The following is a 17,812-nucleotide window of genomic DNA, read 5'->3' on the forward strand; positions in this document are numbered from 1 at the left end:
AAAATAAGGAGAATGGTATGAAAAAAATTGTATTGTTTGGGGGAATTAGTTTTATGTTGGCAGGGTGCTCATCTTCACCTGTGTCTAATGATGAAGCGGTAAACGTTCCTCAAAAGCGGATATACAATCAGGGCATTTTTGAAAAAAAAGAAGATTCAGGAACAGTTATTATAAAAAGAGATAAAGGCTTTGTAAGTAGCGCATGTTCTGATTCTCTTTATGTTGACGGCATTAAAATTGCTGATTTAAATCCATCTGAAAAAATCACAATTTATCCTCGGACTGGGAAGAGAGTTTTTAGCATGATAGCTAATGGCATTTGTGGCGGTGGTCTGGCTGAGGTTGAAGGGGATGTTGAGAAAAGCCAGGTTTTAACATACAGGATTGCTCATTCCTTAAATGGTGGATATGGTATTTATAGAACGGCGTTTTAAATGGACCAATCATCCATAGGATGAATGGCATGAAAAAGTATTTATTGTGATATCAATAGCAGTATTTTTGATTTATGTATCTATAGTTGGCATAGGTATTGCCAGTTATTAGGTTAAAAATTTCAAAATAAACATAATCGACTATTATATTAAACCACCTTCTGGTGGTTTTTTATTGTCTGGAGAAAATTATGGAAACATTTCATTGGCAAGTTGCTCCGAATATGAGCGAAAAAGCCGAACCGAAAATAAAAACCGTCAAATTTGGCGATGGTTACGAACAAAGGATCAAAGATGGAATTAACAACGATTTGCGTTCATACAGCGTCACACTAAAAGTTGATCGAGAGGATGCGCATCACATCAATAACTTTTTAACACGTCACGGAGGACTTCATGCATTTAAATGGATAGAGTCGAACTCGCATCGGCTAATTACAGTTAAATGTCCAACATGGACATCTAACGTTATGAACACAGTAACAACAATAACTGCAACATTTGAAGAGGTGGTAGCATGAAAATTGTTAAAAAATCTGTTAGAGAGAGCGGTATAAGTTACGGAACAGGTTGCGAAATTCCTAAAGAGGGTACGTGGTTACTGGACAAGCCTGAAAGAGTTGTAGATGCAGGAGGTGACCTAAAAAAATATCTCGCACAAAATTCAAATAAAGGTTAGTTATTATGATTTTTACTTCACATGTACCTACAGAAACGCTTAAACTACTAAATAAATTTGAACAAGGTGCGATGATTGACCTGTACGATGTTGACCTATCGAAAATTGCAGGCGAAAAATTAATTTTTAGATTTCATGCAGGATTAAATCAACTGAGGCGAGCTATCGTTTGGCAAGGCAATACTTATGAGCCTTACCCGATTCAAGTAACGGGATTTCAAAAAAACGGGCAGGGGACGAGTAACCGACCCACGATGACAGTCTCCAACGCTTTTGGTTTAATTACCGGCTTAACTAACACTTATGATGATTTGTTAGGAGCAGTAGTTACTCGACGTCAGGTTTTAGCTGAATTTTTAGATGCTGTAAATTTTGAAGATGGAAACAATAAAGCCGATCCTACACAAGAAATTGTTTCACAGTACCTAGTCGAGAGACTAACGAATCTAATACCGAGCGAATCAGCTACATTTGAACTAGCGTTACCCTGTGAAAGTGACGGTGTAATGTTACCGGCCCGAGTGATTATTGCGCATACATGTTGTTGGCAGTATCGAAGCTCTGAATGTAGTTACACGGGTGGCGCTGTCGCCGATGAACGAGACAACCACACTGATGATGTAACTAAAGATAAATGCTCTTACACTCTTACCGGTTGCAAACTTCGTTTCGGTAAAAACGGCATTCTTCCATTCGGCGGATTTCCTGCTTCTGCAAAAATCTCTTAATTAAATATGAAAACACAAATACTTAATCATGCTAAACAATGCGATGAGGATGAATGCTGCGGTTTTGTTATTGATAATAGAATGTACATACCCTGTAAAAATGTTTCTGATGACCCCAAAAACTATTTTGAAATATCCCCCGATGACTGGATTAATGCAGATAATCAGGGGGTTATAACCGCTATTGTGCATTCTCACCCGAACGGCGTACCAATACTCAGCGAGGCAGACCAGATTTGCCAACAAAAAACAGCAGTAGATTGGTGGCTCGTATGTAATAACGAAATTCACCGGTTTAGATATATGCAGCCTTTAATAGGTCGCGAATTCAGGCACGGTACAACAGATTGTTATACTTTGTTTCGTGATGCGTACCATCTATGCGGTTTTGATTTTCCAAATTTTCATCGCTACGATGGTTGGTGGGATAACGGACAAAATCTATATTTAGATAACATGGAATCAAATGGGTTTTGTCAGGTAAGCTTATCTGACTTGCAAGAGGGTGATGTAATCCTTTTCTCACTCAATAGTAAAGCTGTTAATCATGCAGCTATTTATATCGGCAACAACTTAATTCTACATCATCTACCTAAACGATTATCAAAACGTGATTTATTCAACGGATACTGGTTTAAAAATTATCATTCAATCTGGAGGCATCAACAATGGCGATCGTCAAATTTTATGGCAATCTCAAACAATATGGCGACAAATTCAAAATAAACGCAGAAACGGCAGCAGAGGCACTAAACTGCCTATATTTACAAATTGCTGGACTAAAAAACGACATTAAAAATGGTTTTTTTCGAGTTCGTATAAACAAACATGACATAACCGAAAAAACAGTACAGGTTGGGCTACAATCTCGACTTTCTGACAATTCTGTAATACATATTGTCCCTGTTGCCGCTGGTGCTAAAAATGGTGTTTTAAATGTCATAGCGGGGGTGGTAATGGTTGTTGTAGGTTGCTGGACAGAACAACCGTGGTTGGTTGGGATGGGCATAGGGATGATGGCTGGTGGTGTTGCGATGATGATGACTAAAATGCCGAAAATGAAGGACGACACAAACGACGACGGGAAAAAAAGCACTTCTTTTTCAAGTCTCGGTAATACAGCTGCACAAGGAGCCCCAGTACCGCTACCTTACGGGGAAATCATGGTTGGTTCACGAGTTGAATCTGAGGGTGTTGAAACAATGGACGTGGAGTAATATAAATGGGGAAAAGTTCAGGTAAGGAAAAATCACCTTCAATTGCCGCTGATAATTTAGAATCAAAACAACAATTATCTATTATTGATATTATAGGAGAAGGTCAGATTGAGGGACCGATTGACGGATTGAAAAGCGTTTTTTTAAATAAAACACCAATCCAAGCTGAGGATGGGGCTTACAATTTCAACGGCGTTGAAGTTGAGTGGACATCAGGAACACAATCGCAACTACCATTATCTGGTTTTTCTGAAACACAAAATGAAATTCCAGTTAGCTTAGAGGTAAAATATAAAACACCGATTGTCAGAACAATTACCGACCCATACATTGATCGGGTTCGTGTAACTGTAGGTGTATCTTCATTATACGGGCAAACGACAAGTGGGGATATATACAGAACGGATGTAAAACTGGCTGTACAAATTAGCGTTGGGAATGGGTGGGTTACAAAAAAAACAATCGAGCTGATAAATAAAAAAACACGCTCACAATATTTAACGTCTGTGATTTTAGATGACCTACCACAACCCCCATTTAATATTCGCGTAGCTCGCATTACTCCAGATAGCAATTCAGATTTATTAGTAAACAATACTGTTTGGTCATCATATACTGAGATTTATGATGCAAAATTATCATATCCCAATACTGCTCTCGTGGGGTTACGATTTGATTCGTCGCAATTTAACGGAGTTCCAACTAGAACATATTTAATTCGGGGGATCAGATGTAAAATACCAGATAATTATGATCCTATTTCTCGAACATATAATGGTATTTGGTTGGGTGAATTTAAAACAGAATGGACAAACAACCCTGCATGGATAGTCTACGATATTCTAAAAAATAATCGTTACGGAATGGCGCGTCGATTTGGTCAATTCTCAGTTGATAAATTCATGTTGTATTCAATAGCGCAATATTGTGATCAATTAGTTGATGACGGATTTGGCGGTCACGAGCCCCGTTTTACATGTAACTGTTATATAACAGAGCAATCTCAAGCCTACGATTTAATTAATAATCTTTTCTCAATTTTTAGAGCGATGCCGATTTGGAATGGGACACAGTTAACGGCTGTTATTGACAGACCAAGTGATATAGTTGCTATTTATACAAATGCTAATGTTATTGACGGTAAATTTAGCTATTCGTCATCAGCTATGAAAGATAGACACACTGCTGTCAGAATTAAGTACATCGACCCCAGTTGTGGTTGGGAGCCTGTTACAGAATACGTTGCAGATGATGACGCAATCAAAAGATTTGGGTTGAATGTTTTGGATGTTGAGGCATTTGGCTGTACATCGCGAGGGCAAGCGCACAGAACTGGTAAATGGATTATTGCTACAGAAAAATATGAACGACAGACAGTAACGTTTTCAGTCGGTAGAGAGGGGTTAAAACATTTACCAGGTGATGTGATTGAAATTTTAGATAATGAATACGTGATGTCAAAATCTGGCGGTCGAATTGTTTCCGCTATTGATAATATTGTCACATTAGATCGTGATGTAGAAATTGATAAAAATTCATATTTAACATATCAAGATGTTAATGGTAAGATATTAAAAATCAGGGTATTATCACAAAAAATGCCTAATTCTTTAGTTTTAGATCAAAACGTGAATACAGATCAGTGGTCAACTTGGATTTTAACGAACCTTAATGTAACGTCACGCCAGTTCAAAGCACTGGCAATCTCTGAAAATGACGATGGCACTTACTCTATAACCGCGTTAGAGCATGAACCTAAAAAAGAGGCTATCGTTGATAATGGAGCAGTTTTCACTCCAGATAACAATCAATCTATTAGTTGGGGAATCCCACCGATTGAGGGGCTGGCTGTTTCTGTTACACCAGATAGTGATGAATACCAGGCTGTTTTATCGTGGACAACTCCGAGAACAATGAATCACCTCGAATTTAAGGTCACTATTTTACGCAACGGTAATTTAGTATCACGTCAGAATGTGCCTGAAATGAGTGTGACAATGGGTAATTTGGACGAAGGTAAATATATTGCATCAGTAAGAGGTATATCTACAGAAGATGGACGACTAGGCGATGAGTCTACCGTGTCATTTACAATTGCAGCACCTGAAACACCAACTCAACTCGTTTTTGCGTCAACTAGTAATACTGTAACCATTAAACCAATTATGGCATCAAATGTCGGGCTGGGTACTACATTCGAATATTACAAAGGCTCAACATTAGATGAAGTAAAGGCGATGACTAACTATCTGGGTAGAACTTCTAATAAGCTGATAGATGCAGATGTTCAAGCTTCAACAACATACTACTACGGTGTAATTGCTGTGAATGCAGCAGGACGTTCGGGCATGTGTACAGGGTCAGCAACAACAGCCGATGACACAGTCGGCACAGCTGGAGGTATATTCAGGATAAAAACGGCAGACGGAAAATTTCCAGAAAATGGTGATGATGCAACGCAGCTTTTTCACGATGTATTGGGTATGTGGCCCTCACGAGATACGGTATTAATTGTTTACTCGGCTGACGAAAATAATAACGTAACTAAAACAGAAACAAAAATGTATGACGGTGCAAAATGGATTAAGCCGGCACTGTTTTTGGATGGTAATTTACTTGCAACAGGTTCAATCAATGGCGATAGACTAGTTGCTTATAGTGAGATTAAGGCCCCAATTATCCGAGGAGGTAGCATTAACATAAATGATAGATTTGTTGTTGATCACAACGGGCACCTAACTGTTACAGCAGCAGATGAGTTGGGTAAATTTACACTAAAGAAAAACTGCATGGAATTTTTTGACGAAACAGGATTCAGAGTTGCACGGTTGGGAGTGTGGAAATGACAGCGGGGGTACAAATATGGCGACGAGATGCTATAGATAGTAGCAGGTTAACATTAGATATTACATCTAGATGTTTAAATGTTTTCGGGTTTGTTGATACTGGTATGTGGATTGCATTTAACGATCCCGAATATCCTCCCTCCGATCAGCTTTGTTATAACGGTGATAACATATTTAATTGGCGCTCTATATATGTCCCCGAGTTTTCGTATGGTGCGCCGTTTTATAATGTTAGTTATAAGCTAATTAAAACGGTGTTTTCACAAAAGGGAGATGGATTTAGGAGATGGGTATTTGATGAACTTTCACATGTCAATAATGACCAAGAATTGATGGATTTATTAACAAATGATGATGAATGTTATATATCTAGTTTAACGCCAGACATAAAAATAGAGGGGAATTTTCTCAAATATAGATATAACGACGAATGGAGGGACAATATATTTGGGGACGATCGCATGTTCGTTTTGATCGGCGGGTTTAGAATATCATATGGAGTTTTGTAATGACTGTTGGCGTTCAAATTTTTAACAAACATCAAACTATTCAGATTACGAATAATGACTATCCATATGTTTTATTAAAAAGCACACGCATTGACAGCTCATACAAATGGAATACATCAAATGGTATTTCATACATTGAAAATGCATTAGGTATGAAATATCGTGATGATTTTGACGATATTGTAACATTTTATTATTGTTCAAATAAACGAATAATGTGCTCGCTCAGCGCCACAGGTCGATTATACAAATGGCATAATCAATCCTTAGGTCAAAACGATTACATAGATATTTATGCGTTTACCCGAATAAAACCACGTGAGCAAGGACGATCAGGATTGCAATTGTTTAATAGGGAGCGAGGGTTGGTTTTTGATAGTTCCTGGTATATTTTAAATATCACCGGATTTTATGTAATACCACCCCAAACCCCCTCAGTAGCTAATTTAGATATTAATAATATATATCAGATTAACACTCATTTTGATAATGGGCGTTATGCTGTTGCGCTATCAACTTATAAACAAGCTTATTTTTTTAGATTTAGCCCGTATGAATTTATTGAGGCACAAAACGCCATTTGGATGGACGGTTCCACAATTAAGATCAACTGGATACCAATAAATAAACAAAATCACGACCATGTTTGGGCTAGTCAATCGGGTTTTGGCCAAAAAAATGAAACTTATGCCTATGTCATCGATACAACCAATTTACCGCTACCCTATGAAATTAGGGTATAATATAACAGGAGGTTACCTATGCCTACAATTTCGGGAGTTTTAACCGACGGTGCAGGAAATATTATAAACAACTGTACTATTGAGTTATGCGCAAAAAAAACAACAAACAGAGTTTTAATAAAAACACAGGCATTCATCGTTGCTGATGACGGAAAATACGAAATAAATGCGTCACCGTGCGAATACGACGTGACATTGATTATCAACGGATTCCCTCCCAAAAAACTAGGGGCGATCCAAATTTTTTCGGATTCTGTAGACGGGACATTAAATGATTTCCTACTCAATCCCACAGAGGATGAGGTAACTCCAGCAATACTACAACAGGTATTTGAGGCTCGAAATGAAACAAATAAATCTGCAAATAGGGCCGTAGAATCAGAGAAAAAAATCAAAATTTCAGAAAATAATGCTTTAGAGTCGTCAAAATTAGCTAAAACTAGTGCAGACAACGCCAAATCTAGTGAGGAAGAGGCATCCAAAACAGCTACTGCTGTTAAAAACAGTGTAGATGATGCTAAAAAATATGCTGAGCAGTCGGCGGTTGGGGCAAACAATGCTAAAACTAGTGCAGATAATGCGAAAAACTCATCTGATTTAGCTAATCAGTCAGCAACAAATGCAAAAAATTCAGCCCAGCAATCAGCAGATAATGTTATTGCAACCAAATCTTCAGCGGATGCAGCTAAAACGTATGAGCAGTCTGCTAAAAAATCAGCAGATGACGCTAAAAATGCCGCATCATCAATTGATACTACAGGTTTCATAAAAAAATCTGGTGTAGATAATCAGTCTATTGATGGCTCTTTAGATGTTAAAAATTTAACTGAAAATGGTCAGCATGTTTATTCGCCGAATAACAAACCAACGGCTGATGATATTGGTACTGTTCCCGCTGTTAAAAAACAGGTGAATGGAGCACCTATTTACGTGGTAGGTAACTCTGTTGATTTTGCTAAATTAACCGTTAACGGGGAATCAGCTATTACAGATGTGTCTAATATTAACAACAAAATCGATGAGTTAAACAATAGAATATACATTGTTGAGTCATTTGTGCACGGCGATAGCTGGTATAACAAATATTCAAACGGATTCATTGAACAATCTAGTGTAATTCTAGCTAAAACCCCATACGCAAATGCCGTTTGCGGCACGTTAATTAATTTGCTAATACCTATGAAAACGCAAAACTACGGGGTTAGCATTGACAAAATAAATAATGGGATATGGGGTGATATTGAATATTCATACGCAGAATTATTCCTACCCTCGTTGTGGTTAGCATCGTACTCACCCGTGGCTGGCGAGGCGTGGATTAGATGGACAGTAAGAGGATATTAGCATGACATACACAAACACAGAATATGCTGAATTAGCAATAAAGGCGAACGCGGAGGGGCGGGCGTTAAAAAACATAAATGGCAAGTTAACGATTGTTGATCCTGAGCCTATCCACCTGTCTGATGAGCAAATTATATTGCAAAATCAATCAATAAAAACAGCATTAATATCTGAAACTAACGAGAAAATAGCGGTGCTTCAGGATATTATCGATTTAGATATGCAAGAATCAAATGAAGAGGACCAACTTAAGCAGTGGAAAAAATACCGCATATTATTGACTCGTATTGATACATCAGATATTAATGTCGTATTCCCCAAAAGCCCTAAACGGGCTTGATTGGCAATTCAATATCAGGTTTATTTGCATCAATCGATTTTAATTGAATGCGATAAAGTTTCCATTTTTTTAATAGTTTTTTATCCTCATCAGTTGCTATTTCTAGATCTATTTTGTCGTTCAGGATCTCGACCTCATTGTTAGCCTCAGATAACAAATTTGCAATATTTAATTGATGTTGTTCAATGATAAAAGTGCTTTTTTGCTCTTCATCAAGCACCCATTTTTCACCGTTCCATTTACAACATTCAAATGGTTCCAGTAATGTAAAGCCTTCTTTAATTTTACCAAGATAATCAACTTCAACTGCTTCTTTTGTTTCTAAGTTGTAAGCTGTTTTTTCTCGATTATCTTCAACAAGAATCCATTTTCCATCTTGTTCGCACGGATAATAACCATCTTTAAATATAGGGGCAATTCGCAATGCATTATCCGGCGGTAATGTGTCATCATGCGCTTCTAATTGATGTGTGAATGGTTTTAGTTGTTTTGTATTATCAAAATAATAATTAATCATAAATTTTCCTATTTTTGTTTACCTACTCGACAAGTAGGTAGTTGGGAAGATGATGCTATTCGCAATATTAAGGGATCGATACCAAATGGTCCCGGACGAGCAGTAATCGGGCATGAAAACATAACAAAAGGTGAACATGACGGAGCGATATCAGTTTATCACTGCGATGACGATTGGCTGCAAGTAGGTCCGCGTCGAATGAGGTGGGCGTTTTTCGATTTTGATGCATCACGCGTAGTACCCACAGCTCACGAAAATAGACCGATTAATGTCGGCATGACGCCAGCTATATATTTGGGAGTTTAAACTCCAAGATAAATTACGGGGGTCAATCCGAGATTGACTGTTCTGTTCTCGTTTGCGGTAGGTACAACATTTGAAGCGCGAAAATCATAACCCCAAACTTCATAATCTCTAGTTGCTAAAAATGCCGCGTTTGTAGGATTAATTGCTCGTGTACCTTTAAATGCACCTCTAGCATACTCGTTGTGATTTGCCACTACGCCAGAATCAAAATGCCCCCAAATGTCCCTTATTGCATCATCCTCCCAGCTACCTACTTGTCGAGTAGTTCCATTAACCGCTCGCTCAAAAAAACCACGTCCATCTGGAGCAAATGCCGTTGGAACGTTAATATATTGTTGTCCGTTTAAAGTTTTAATCGTAATACGATGGTCTAATTTATAATTAGCGGATAAACCATTTAAAACCTGCCCTTGTGGTGAATCTAAAAGAAAGTTGTCGCCATTTCGAAAATACCAACCGAATGGTAATTCATCATGTCGGAACGGCATTAAACGTTGGTCTCCAATAGCATCTTTAAACACTAAATGGCTACCTACCACGTAAATAGGATTAATTTATTCTCAGTTTTTTATACTCACGACCTCTACTATCATTATATTTATCAGTCATTTGCTGGGATTTGTGACCAAGTAGGGTCATAGTATCAATGCGCTGTTCTCTATATAAACGTTCTGCTAGTGAGCGAATTTCATGGAATGTGGTAGGTGTCCCTGTCCAATAATCACGACTAAACACTCTGTCTCTTAATCGTGAAAATTGACGCGTTATATCGTCTAATTTTATTTTTTCATTATTACGACTGACTAGAAAATCATTATCAGCTGATTCAATAATGTCTCGTAAACTAGTGCCAATTTTTTTGCACTCTAATTTTATCGGTAGCGCGATTTTTGCACCTGTTTTATACTGATCAACTAATAAATAATTTCGTTTAACATTTGATTTTTTCATTTCAGCTATATCTGAGCGACGTTGACCTGAAACTAGTGCAAGCTTCATAGCGTCATGCATTATTTTATTTCCTGTTTTTTCTGCCTCACTCAATATTTTTTTGAACTCGCCTAGCGTCATCCGTGAACGTTTGACCACAACTGTGGGACATTTGATTGGTTCAGCTGGGTTTCTGTCATTCCAACCGTGAGCGTACGCCTCACGAAACACGTCTTTTAGCAGATGATACATGCATTTTGCGGATGGAGCCTTATCCTGGTCGGTGTAAATTTTGATTAATTTTGTGATATCGGGTGGGATTATTTGAGAGAGGGGATTGTTTCCTATTTCTTGACGAATAACTTTTATTAAATATGTTTTTATTTCGATTGTTTTCGGTTTTAAATTGCGTTCAGCCAGTATTTTTATATATTCGTCTAACCACTGATTTACAGACCTGCGTGTTGATATATTTAATTTAAATAGTGATGATAAAAACGACATTGTAACTCCGAGCTAGTAAAATTAGTTATTTTATTAGCTCATGAGTTACTTTTTTAAAATTTTTTATAATTTTTGCAAATGTGGAACAAAATCGATATCGACGTTACATGCGTCTAAATATTTAAAAATTGTTTTAATGCTAGTACAATCAGGGCTTTTCTCAATTCTGCTGATATTTGAAGCAGGCAAATTTAATCGTTCAGCTAACTCTGTTTGTGATAATCCAGCAATTTCACGAGATTTAATTAGTAGCTCTCGTAATTTCCATGTTTTGTCTGATTCGTTATATGCTGCCCGTGCTATAGGATCAGCCAGTGCTTGTTCTTTAATCTCACTAAATGGCGTATTGTGTTTTTTAGTCATTTTCAATCATCTCCTTCAGGCGAATTCTAGCTGTTTTTAGTGCGTCTGCTGGTGTTTTTTGAGTTTTTTTAACAAACGCATGTAATAAATAAATAGTTTTTGAATGTTGATACACGTAAATAGTACGAGCAATATTGTTGCGTTCGATGACTCTCAACTCGAATAATCCTCCGCCCAATGATTTACTAAATGGCATTCTAAGCTGTCCAACGGTTTGCAATTTTTCAATCAGGTCGATTGTTTTACCTCGTAGCACCGCTGGCAAATTTAAAATTTCCGCTTTCGCATCATCATGCGTTCGTATTGTAAACATTTTAGTAATTTCGTATATCATTTTTTATAATTATATCAAATATGATATTTGAATCAATAGTAAACCATCAAAAATAATAAAAATATCAATTTTAATAAAAATATCAAAAAAAGTATAAAAATAGCTGGACTTCATTTTTGACGAGAGTTACTGTGTAGTCATTAAAACAAACAACACAGGTGGAGATCAATATGAAATTATTAACTCAATTAGAAGAAATTATACGAGATGTTGAAAGTGCAAACAAACGACGAAACAGCAATCTAACAGAGAACTTGTTATCATGGAAAAACTGGCAAGCAAGTGATATTTTTGAAACTTATAATATTAGTAGTAGCATAGTTAAAGCAATCATTGAACGAGCTATTAAAACTGATGGTGCATCACTTGAAGTAGATATATCAAAGTTAGAGAAGGCGGCTTAGACCGCTCTATCAATTCTATGCGTTACTTATCTTGACCATTTATTTTATCAAATTTATTATGTAATGAATTTGGAAATAAACTAATATAAATATTCCAAAGTGTTTGTAAATTACGATGCCCAGTAACTTGAGCAACTTCTTCTATTGCAAAGCCTTGTTCTAATAAACGGCTTGCTCCTTCTCTTCGCATATCATGGTAACGCAAATCTTGAATACCTAGTTCATTTCTAACTCGTTGGAATCCAGCAGTAACCGAACTTGAATTATACGGGAAAACCAAAACTTCATCTTTTGGTTGAGATTGTAAGATATTCCATGAGTCGCCGAGTAAAGGGACCAACATGTGATTACCTATTTTTTTTCTTGGGTCTTTTCTATTTCTAACTAAGATAGCTTTTTGCTCATAATTAATATCATCCCATCTGAGTGAACATACTTCACTAATTCGCATACAAGACAATATTGAAAAATTTAAAATATCAACAAAGGGGATTTTTGAATTTTTATGTGACTGCCTTTTTTGTAATTGTTTAACAATACGATCTAATTCATCATTCACCGGTCTTCTTGTTCGACGTTGACTTTTTCCGATTAGGTTCATTTGAATTAATAATGGCCGTGCATCTTTCACGACAGTATCGTCAATGTTAATTCCGTAAACTGGGCGAGCCGCTTCAAGAGCTGATCTAATATAACTAACATCGTGACTGACTGTGGCCGGTAGTGTTCCAGTTGCTACTCGACCTCTACAATGCTCTATAATGTGATGTGTTTTAAGATCAGCTAATTTAATATTAGCTAAATCGCTTTCAATTAGCATTTGAATTACATATCTTTTAGTTCGGCCTGCTTTTTCTCCGAGATTTGGATCTGATAGATATTTGGATAACAGGTTCCCAAGAGTTAATTTTGTTATGTCGTTTTTTTGTGGGATCCCGAATTGCTCAATTTTAGATACCTGGTTATTACCCCATGTTTTTGCTATTTGCTGTTTGCTGAAAGTTTTTGACTCACGATAAATAATCTTAGTTTTTTCTTTAATTACAACGGTACAGCGATATCGCGGAGTTCCATCCGCACGAACCCTTTTTTCTATGATATAATGAGCCATAATTTCAAACCTTAATTATTTTTGTCCTATCGCCGTGGGAGCCTCTATGGGATCCTGACAATAAAAAAATATAACAAAATATAATAAAATAAGCAAAAATAATATTTAATATAATCGATTAAATACAGCCTTAAACACTGGTATATCAATGAATTCAACACTAAATAAATTTTCTGTAGCGCCTATGTTAGATTGGACTGACAAACATTGTCGATATTTTCATCGAATATTAACTAAACAAACATTACTTTATACCGAAATGGTAACCACTGGCGCAATTTTATATGGTAAAGGAGACTATCTCGCTTTTAATGAACAGGAACAGCCAGTAAGTTTACAATTAGGTGGAAGTGATCCCATAGCTCTGGCTAAATGCGCTAAGTTGGCAGAGGAACGAGGATATAATGAGATTAACCTTAATGTAGGTTGCCCATCAGATCGCGTTCAAAATGGTATGTTTGGTGCTTGTTTAATGGGAAAAGCTGATTTAGTCGCAAATTGTATTGATGCCATGCAAAAAGAGGTAAATATACCTGTCACGGTAAAAACACGCATAGGTATTGATAATCAAGATAGTTATTCATTTTTATGTGATTTTATTGAAAAAGTGATGCCATATACCGATACATTTATTGTTCATGCTCGCAAAGCATGGCTTTCGGGGCTAAGCCCAAAAGAGAATCGAGAAGTACCACCACTTGATTATGAGCGAGTTTATCAGCTAAAGCGTGACTATCCGCAGTTAACTATCGCCATAAATGGTGGGATTAAAACCATTGAAGAAATCAAACATCATCTAAACTATGTTGATGGTGTCATGGTTGGGCGAGAAGCTTACCAAAATCCAATGCTATTAACTCAGATTGATCAGCAAATTTTTGGAGATGATACGCCAATTATCGATCCTATTGTCGCAATACAAACTCTTTATCCTTATATTGAAACACAACTTAGTCAAGGCGGACAACTCAATCATATTATGCGACACACCTTAGGAATATTTAATGGTAGAAAAGGTGCAAAACAGTGGCGACGTTACCTTAGCGAAAATGCGCATAAACCAGGAGCGGGAATTGAAGTTGTTGAACACGCGTTAACTTTCATTCATTAAAGAATTTTGTCTAGCTTAATTGGTCATGCGTCTGATTGCGCATGATTGATAAATCAGTATATACTAACGAACAATTTTACTTAGGGCTTTTCTTCTGTGCGTTTAAATCCAAGTCAACAACAAGCTGTGGAATATGTTTCGGGGCCATGCCTTGTATTGGCTGGTGCGGGTTCGGGCAAAACTCGGGTAATCATTAATAAAATAGCTTATCTAATTCGAGTCAAAGAGTATTTACCTCGTCATATCGTTGCCGTGACTTTTACTAATAAAGCTGCACGAGAAATGAAAGAACGTATTGCTCAATCGCTAAGTAAGCAAGAGGCAAGAGGTCTGAAAATTTCAACTTTTCATACTTTAGGCTTAGATATTGTTCGACGAGAACATAAACATCTTGGTATAAAATCTAATTTTTCATTATTTGACGACCACGACCAAATTGCTCTACTCAAAGAACTAACACAACAATGGTTCGATGGAGACAAAGATCTCATCAACCAATTACGCTCTACCATCTCAAATTGGAAGAATGATATCGTTGATTCGACAGTTGCAATGGCTAGAGCACAAACCAACAAAGAAAAATTATTTGCTCACTGCTATCAACTTTACGAAAAACAACTTAAGTCTTGCAGTATATTAGATTTCGATGATCTAATCTTATTACCTACATTGTTACTAAAAACAAATGAAGAAGTTAGAGAAAAATGGCAAAACCGTATCCGCTACCTGCTTATTGATGAATATCAAGATACTAATACCAGCCAATATGAATTTATCAAATTATTAGTAGGTAGCCGAGCTAAATTTACGGTTGTTGGTGATGATGATCAGTCGATTTACTCATGGCGGGGGGCTCGTCCTAAAAATTTAATTCTACTAAAACAAGACTTTCCTAAGTTAGAAGTGATTAAATTAGAACAAAATTACCGATCATCAGGAAGAATTCTAAAAGTTGCTAACATCTTAATTGAAAACAATCCGCATATCTTTGAAAAAAAATTATTTTCAGAACTCAGTTATGGTGAACATTTAAAAGTGATCTCCGCCGACAATGAAGAACACGAAGCGGAAAAGGTTGTTAATGACTTGATTGGTCATCGTTTTGCTAATAATAGCCAATACGGTGAATATGCTATTTTATATCGCGGAAATCACCAGTCTCGCTTAATTGAAAAAATGCTAATGCAGTATCGAATACCTTACCGAATTTCTGGTGGGACATCTTTCTTCGCTCGCATTGAAATTAAAGACTTAATGGCATACCTTCGCCTATTAACCAACCCTGATGATGATAATGCTTTTATCCGCATTATTAATACACCAAAACGAGAAATAGGGCCGGCAACTATCCAAAAACTGGGTGAATGGGCAAATCAACGTGGTGTAAGCTTATATCATGCAAGTCATGATATGGGGCTAACCGAATTATTATCAGGCAAAAGGATGGAAACCCTACATGCCTTTATCCATTGGTTCGATTCTCTAATAGAAAAATCACATTCCGAACCAATGGCCGCGATTCATGAATTATTACATGGGATTCACTACGAAAGTTGGATCTATGAAACGTCTACCTCACCAACAGCTGGGCAGATGCGAATGCGTAATGTTGAACAATTAGTTAGCTGGCTAAATGAAATGTTACAGGGTGATGAAATAGACGAAGCATTAACGCTAGAACAAGCAGTAGCAAGATTTACGTTACGTGATATGTTAGAACGAAATGAAACAGAAGAAGAGCTAGATCAAGTACAATTAATGACATTACACGCCTCAAAAGGCCTCGAATTTCCTTATGTTTATTTAGTTGGTATGTCTGAAGGGGTATTACCTCATCAAACAAGTATTGATGAAGACAATATCGAAGAAGAGAGACGACTTGCTTATGTAGGCATAACTCGAGCCCAAAAAGAGCTAACCTTTTCATTCAGCCGGCAGAGAAAACAATTTGGTGAAACAGTTTATGTTGAACCAAGTCGCTTTTTACTCGAACTTCCACAAGACGATTTAGTTTGGCAAGATCAGCGTAATGAACTATCACCAGAAAAGAAAATGCAACAAGGCCAAAGCCGGTTAGCGATGCTAAAAGCGCAAATAGCTAGCGCAAAATAAATTATCTATATATTAAAAACAATTAACTACTGCTCAAATTATTAAAGTAATTTATCGCCATAATTGAAAAAAAGTTGAGGAACGGGGTTTTTGAGATCGAATAAATGAATATTTTTTCATTTTTCTGATTATTAGTATTGAATTTATTGCTGATAACGTCAAAATTGACGATATTTTGTCTATATAGATTGATAATCAATTAAAAAGCATTGACGGATCAAAATAGCTTTATATAATACTCAGCGTTTAATCACTAAATCCAATCGATGTCTCCTTAGCTCAGCTGGATAGAGCAACGGCCTTCTAAGCCGTAGGTCACAGGTTCGAATCCTGTAGGGGACGCCATTGATGCTATATATAATCAACGAGTCATAAGTTTAATCCTTAATATCTCTCATACTTAATCACACTATTCAAAGTGTTTATATCATAATAAATTGTAATAATTAATAATTGCATTAATTAAATTAAATCAATATGATAAAATGAATGTTATAAACGGTATTGATAATTCTATAATATTCGTTTATCCATATTATCATTTTCAAAATTATTAGAATTTATAAGTGAGTATTAATTGAGTATTAAAAAAAGCGCAATTTTTCAATATTTATACTCTACCGAGGAGAGTAAATATTTGTTTATGATTACCTTAAAAGAAAGTGATTGTTCAGGCGTAGCCTATTGATACAACAAAATAAAAAAGAATCTAATATGAACGTCCATCATCTATAAAATCGTCGTTCTGAATTTGCCTGGTTATTAATTTCGGTTCGTTTTTTTTACGCTTTTTATTAACCCTAGTTAATATTTAAATATTGCAAATTTAATTCCTTAACGACGGAATTATTAGCATAATATTTAGGAGCTTTAACTTTTTTATATGGGATAATTAATCTTTATTAAATTTCTTAATATGATTGATTATTATATTCAAAGCGAGCTTGCGAATAACAGATGTCAACGATAAATTGGTTATAAATATCATCATCAATACTTTTACTTTCCAGTTTGATTTTGAGTAGTTCGATGATTTGCCAGTCATTGTCATTACCAAAGTTTTTAATTAGTTCTTCGGCTCGGCTTTCAATCCATTCTTCCTTGGCATCTTGCATTTCAATATTGTTTAACATATTGCAGTAAGTGCTTTCGTAACCATTTTCAACCAATTTATGTAACTGCATAACTCACCTCGTAGCAATCTGTAGCATCCAGTAGAACAAGCCAAATAATCCACCTAAAATCACAAAGTATGTGCAAAAGAGGGCAAACTTAATTTC

Annotated in this window: 22 protein-coding genes and 1 tRNA gene; 16 read left to right on the plus strand and 7 right to left on the minus strand. The window is 36.3% G+C overall.

Annotated elements, in window-relative coordinates:
- Nucleotides 1-17: 17 nt before the first annotated feature.
- The 11 genes from J3U00_RS02830 (at nt 18) to J3U00_RS02880 (ending at nt 8,840) form a co-directional block, all read left to right on the plus strand.
- A complete protein-coding gene (locus tag J3U00_RS02830; protein ID WP_267331458.1) occupies nt 18-434 on the plus strand; it encodes a hypothetical protein in 417 nt (138 codons plus the stop codon).
- Nucleotides 435-625: 191 nt separating this feature from the next.
- Entirely contained in the window at nt 626-955 is a 330-nt protein-coding gene (locus J3U00_RS02835; RefSeq protein ID WP_267331459.1) for a phage tail protein, read from the plus strand.
- On the plus strand, nt 952-1,113 hold the full coding sequence (locus J3U00_RS02840) for a hypothetical protein (RefSeq protein WP_267331460.1): 162 nt from the start codon (nt 952-954) through the stop codon (nt 1,111-1,113). The genes J3U00_RS02835 and J3U00_RS02840 overlap by 4 nt, the downstream gene beginning before the upstream one ends.
- A gap of 5 nt (nt 1,114-1,118) precedes the next feature.
- A complete protein-coding gene (locus tag J3U00_RS02845; protein ID WP_267331461.1) occupies nt 1,119-1,841 on the plus strand; it encodes a phage minor tail protein L in 723 nt (240 codons plus the stop codon).
- A 6-nt stretch (nt 1,842-1,847) separates the two neighbouring features.
- Nucleotides 1,848-2,567 carry a C40 family peptidase gene (locus J3U00_RS02850; protein WP_267331462.1) on the plus strand — a complete coding sequence of 240 codons (720 nt, stop codon included), beginning with the start codon at nt 1,848-1,850 and terminating at the stop codon, nt 2,565-2,567.
- Complete coding sequence (locus J3U00_RS02855; RefSeq protein ID WP_267331463.1) at nt 2,510-3,058, plus strand: hypothetical protein; 549 nt, start codon at nt 2,510-2,512, stop codon at nt 3,056-3,058. Before J3U00_RS02850 ends, J3U00_RS02855 begins: the two co-directional genes overlap by 58 nt.
- 5 nt (nt 3,059-3,063) lie before the next feature.
- Nucleotides 3,064-5,904 (plus strand): host specificity protein J, encoded by a 2,841-nt coding sequence (locus tag J3U00_RS02860; RefSeq protein WP_267331464.1) that lies wholly within the window; start codon nt 3,064-3,066, stop codon nt 5,902-5,904.
- Nucleotides 5,901-6,413 carry a hypothetical protein gene (locus tag J3U00_RS02865; protein ID WP_267331465.1) on the plus strand — a complete coding sequence of 171 codons (513 nt, stop codon included), beginning with the start codon at nt 5,901-5,903 and terminating at the stop codon, nt 6,411-6,413. Before J3U00_RS02860 ends, J3U00_RS02865 begins: the two co-directional genes overlap by 4 nt.
- On the plus strand, nt 6,413-7,156 hold the full coding sequence (locus tag J3U00_RS02870; protein ID WP_267331466.1) for a hypothetical protein: 744 nt from the start codon (nt 6,413-6,415) through the stop codon (nt 7,154-7,156). Before J3U00_RS02865 ends, J3U00_RS02870 begins: the two co-directional genes overlap by 1 nt.
- A gap of 18 nt (nt 7,157-7,174) precedes the next feature.
- The gene (locus J3U00_RS02875) at nt 7,175-8,500 is read left to right on the plus strand and encodes a prophage tail fiber N-terminal domain-containing protein (protein ID WP_267331467.1); all 1,326 of its coding nucleotides are present in this window, start codon (nt 7,175-7,177) and stop codon (nt 8,498-8,500) included.
- A 1-nt stretch (nt 8,501) separates the two neighbouring features.
- Nucleotides 8,502-8,840 carry a tail fiber assembly protein gene (locus tag J3U00_RS02880; RefSeq protein ID WP_267331468.1) on the plus strand — a complete coding sequence of 113 codons (339 nt, stop codon included), beginning with the start codon at nt 8,502-8,504 and terminating at the stop codon, nt 8,838-8,840.
- Here J3U00_RS02880 and J3U00_RS02885 read toward each other — a convergent pair.
- Nucleotides 8,827-9,357, minus strand: a complete 531-nt coding sequence (locus J3U00_RS02885; protein ID WP_267331469.1) for a tail fiber assembly protein — start codon at nt 9,355-9,357, stop codon at nt 8,827-8,829. The genes J3U00_RS02880 and J3U00_RS02885 overlap by 14 nt on opposite strands.
- Between J3U00_RS02885 and J3U00_RS02890 the strand changes: the two genes are divergently transcribed.
- Nucleotides 9,325-9,663, plus strand: coding sequence for a hypothetical protein (locus tag J3U00_RS02890; protein ID WP_267331470.1), 339 nt, complete (start codon nt 9,325-9,327; stop codon nt 9,661-9,663). The two genes, J3U00_RS02885 and J3U00_RS02890, sit on opposite strands and share 33 nt — an antisense overlap.
- Here the strand turns inward: J3U00_RS02890 and J3U00_RS02895 are convergent.
- From J3U00_RS02895 to J3U00_RS02910, 4 genes are all read right to left on the minus strand, one after another.
- Nucleotides 9,660-10,184, minus strand: a complete 525-nt coding sequence (locus J3U00_RS02895; RefSeq protein WP_267331471.1) for a hypothetical protein — start codon at nt 10,182-10,184, stop codon at nt 9,660-9,662. The two genes, J3U00_RS02890 and J3U00_RS02895, sit on opposite strands and share 4 nt — an antisense overlap.
- A gap of 28 nt (nt 10,185-10,212) precedes the next feature.
- Nucleotides 10,213-11,097, minus strand: coding sequence for a tyrosine-type recombinase/integrase (locus tag J3U00_RS02900; protein WP_267331472.1), 885 nt, complete (start codon nt 11,095-11,097; stop codon nt 10,213-10,215).
- Nucleotides 11,098-11,160: 63 nt separating this feature from the next.
- Complete coding sequence (locus J3U00_RS02905; RefSeq protein WP_267331473.1) at nt 11,161-11,460, minus strand: helix-turn-helix domain-containing protein; 300 nt, start codon at nt 11,458-11,460, stop codon at nt 11,161-11,163.
- Nucleotides 11,453-11,773: a type II toxin-antitoxin system RelE/ParE family toxin gene (locus J3U00_RS02910; protein WP_267331474.1), complete on the minus strand. Its 321-nt coding sequence runs from the start codon at nt 11,771-11,773 to the stop codon at nt 11,453-11,455. The genes J3U00_RS02905 and J3U00_RS02910 overlap by 8 nt, the downstream gene beginning before the upstream one ends.
- 191 nt (nt 11,774-11,964) lie before the next feature.
- Here J3U00_RS02910 and J3U00_RS02915 point away from each other — a divergent pair, with 191 nt between their 5' ends.
- Nucleotides 11,965-12,198: a hypothetical protein gene (locus tag J3U00_RS02915; protein WP_267331475.1), complete on the plus strand. Its 234-nt coding sequence runs from the start codon at nt 11,965-11,967 to the stop codon at nt 12,196-12,198.
- Between the two features lie 22 nt (nt 12,199-12,220).
- Here J3U00_RS02915 and J3U00_RS02920 read toward each other — a convergent pair whose 3' ends face one another.
- Nucleotides 12,221-13,309 carry a site-specific integrase gene (locus J3U00_RS02920; protein WP_267331476.1) on the minus strand — a complete coding sequence of 363 codons (1,089 nt, stop codon included), beginning with the start codon at nt 13,307-13,309 and terminating at the stop codon, nt 12,221-12,223.
- A gap of 148 nt (nt 13,310-13,457) precedes the next feature.
- Between J3U00_RS02920 and dusA the strand changes: the two genes are divergently transcribed.
- The 3 genes from dusA to J3U00_RS02935 all read left to right on the plus strand — a co-directional run bounded on the left by dusA (nt 13,458) and on the right by J3U00_RS02935 (nt 16,877).
- Nucleotides 13,458-14,420, plus strand: coding sequence for a tRNA dihydrouridine(20/20a) synthase DusA (gene dusA, locus J3U00_RS02925; RefSeq protein WP_267331477.1), 963 nt, complete (start codon nt 13,458-13,460; stop codon nt 14,418-14,420).
- A gap of 96 nt (nt 14,421-14,516) precedes the next feature.
- A complete protein-coding gene (rep, locus tag J3U00_RS02930) occupies nt 14,517-16,532 on the plus strand; it encodes a DNA helicase Rep (protein ID WP_267331478.1) in 2,016 nt (671 codons plus the stop codon).
- 268 nt (nt 16,533-16,800) lie between these two features.
- Nucleotides 16,801-16,877 (plus strand) — tRNA-Arg (locus J3U00_RS02935).
- A gap of 566 nt (nt 16,878-17,443) precedes the next feature.
- Here the strand turns inward: J3U00_RS02935 and J3U00_RS02940 are convergent.
- Nucleotides 17,444-17,716, minus strand: a complete 273-nt coding sequence (locus tag J3U00_RS02940; RefSeq protein ID WP_267331479.1) for a hypothetical protein — start codon at nt 17,714-17,716, stop codon at nt 17,444-17,446.
- Nucleotides 17,717-17,812: the final 96 nt, after the last annotated feature.

It is taken from the genome of Gilliamella sp. B3127, assembly GCF_026536935.1.
In the GTDB taxonomy this organism is placed as follows: Bacteria; Pseudomonadota; Gammaproteobacteria; order Enterobacterales; family Orbaceae; genus Gilliamella; species Gilliamella apicola_E.

Excerpts from the sequence above, each read along its gene's own strand:
- J3U00_RS02830 (WP_267331458.1), top strand. The coding sequence starts at position 18 with ATGAAAAAAATTGTATTGTTTGGGGGAATTAGTTTTATGTTGGCAGGG.
- J3U00_RS02835 (WP_267331459.1), top strand. The coding sequence starts at position 626 with ATGGAAACATTTCATTGGCAAGTTGCTCCGAATATGAGCGAAAAAGCC.
- J3U00_RS02840 (WP_267331460.1), top strand. The coding sequence starts at position 952 with ATGAAAATTGTTAAAAAATCTGTTAGAGAGAGCGGTATAAGTTACGGA.
- J3U00_RS02845 (WP_267331461.1), top strand. The coding sequence starts at position 1,119 with ATGATTTTTACTTCACATGTACCTACAGAAACGCTTAAACTACTAAAT.
- J3U00_RS02850 (WP_267331462.1), top strand. The coding sequence starts at position 1,848 with ATGAAAACACAAATACTTAATCATGCTAAACAATGCGATGAGGATGAA.
- J3U00_RS02855 (WP_267331463.1), top strand. The coding sequence starts at position 2,510 with ATGGCGATCGTCAAATTTTATGGCAATCTCAAACAATATGGCGACAAA.
- J3U00_RS02860 (WP_267331464.1), top strand. The coding sequence starts at position 3,064 with ATGGGGAAAAGTTCAGGTAAGGAAAAATCACCTTCAATTGCCGCTGAT.
- J3U00_RS02865 (WP_267331465.1), top strand. The coding sequence starts at position 5,901 with ATGACAGCGGGGGTACAAATATGGCGACGAGATGCTATAGATAGTAGC.
- J3U00_RS02870 (WP_267331466.1), top strand. The coding sequence starts at position 6,413 with ATGACTGTTGGCGTTCAAATTTTTAACAAACATCAAACTATTCAGATT.
- J3U00_RS02875 (WP_267331467.1), top strand. The coding sequence starts at position 7,175 with ATGCCTACAATTTCGGGAGTTTTAACCGACGGTGCAGGAAATATTATA.
- J3U00_RS02880 (WP_267331468.1), top strand. The coding sequence starts at position 8,502 with ATGACATACACAAACACAGAATATGCTGAATTAGCAATAAAGGCGAAC.
- J3U00_RS02885 (WP_267331469.1), bottom strand. The coding sequence starts at position 9,357 with ATGATTAATTATTATTTTGATAATACAAAACAACTAAAACCATTCACA.
- J3U00_RS02900 (WP_267331472.1), bottom strand. The coding sequence starts at position 11,097 with ATGTCGTTTTTATCATCACTATTTAAATTAAATATATCAACACGCAGG.
- J3U00_RS02905 (WP_267331473.1), bottom strand. The coding sequence starts at position 11,460 with ATGACTAAAAAACACAATACGCCATTTAGTGAGATTAAAGAACAAGCA.
- J3U00_RS02910 (WP_267331474.1), bottom strand. The coding sequence starts at position 11,773 with ATGTTTACAATACGAACGCATGATGATGCGAAAGCGGAAATTTTAAAT.
- J3U00_RS02915 (WP_267331475.1), top strand. The coding sequence starts at position 11,965 with ATGAAATTATTAACTCAATTAGAAGAAATTATACGAGATGTTGAAAGT.
- J3U00_RS02920 (WP_267331476.1), bottom strand. The coding sequence starts at position 13,309 with ATGGCTCATTATATCATAGAAAAAAGGGTTCGTGCGGATGGAACTCCG.
- dusA (WP_267331477.1), top strand. The coding sequence starts at position 13,458 with ATGAATTCAACACTAAATAAATTTTCTGTAGCGCCTATGTTAGATTGG.
- J3U00_RS02940 (WP_267331479.1), bottom strand. The coding sequence starts at position 17,716 with ATGCAGTTACATAAATTGGTTGAAAATGGTTACGAAAGCACTTACTGC.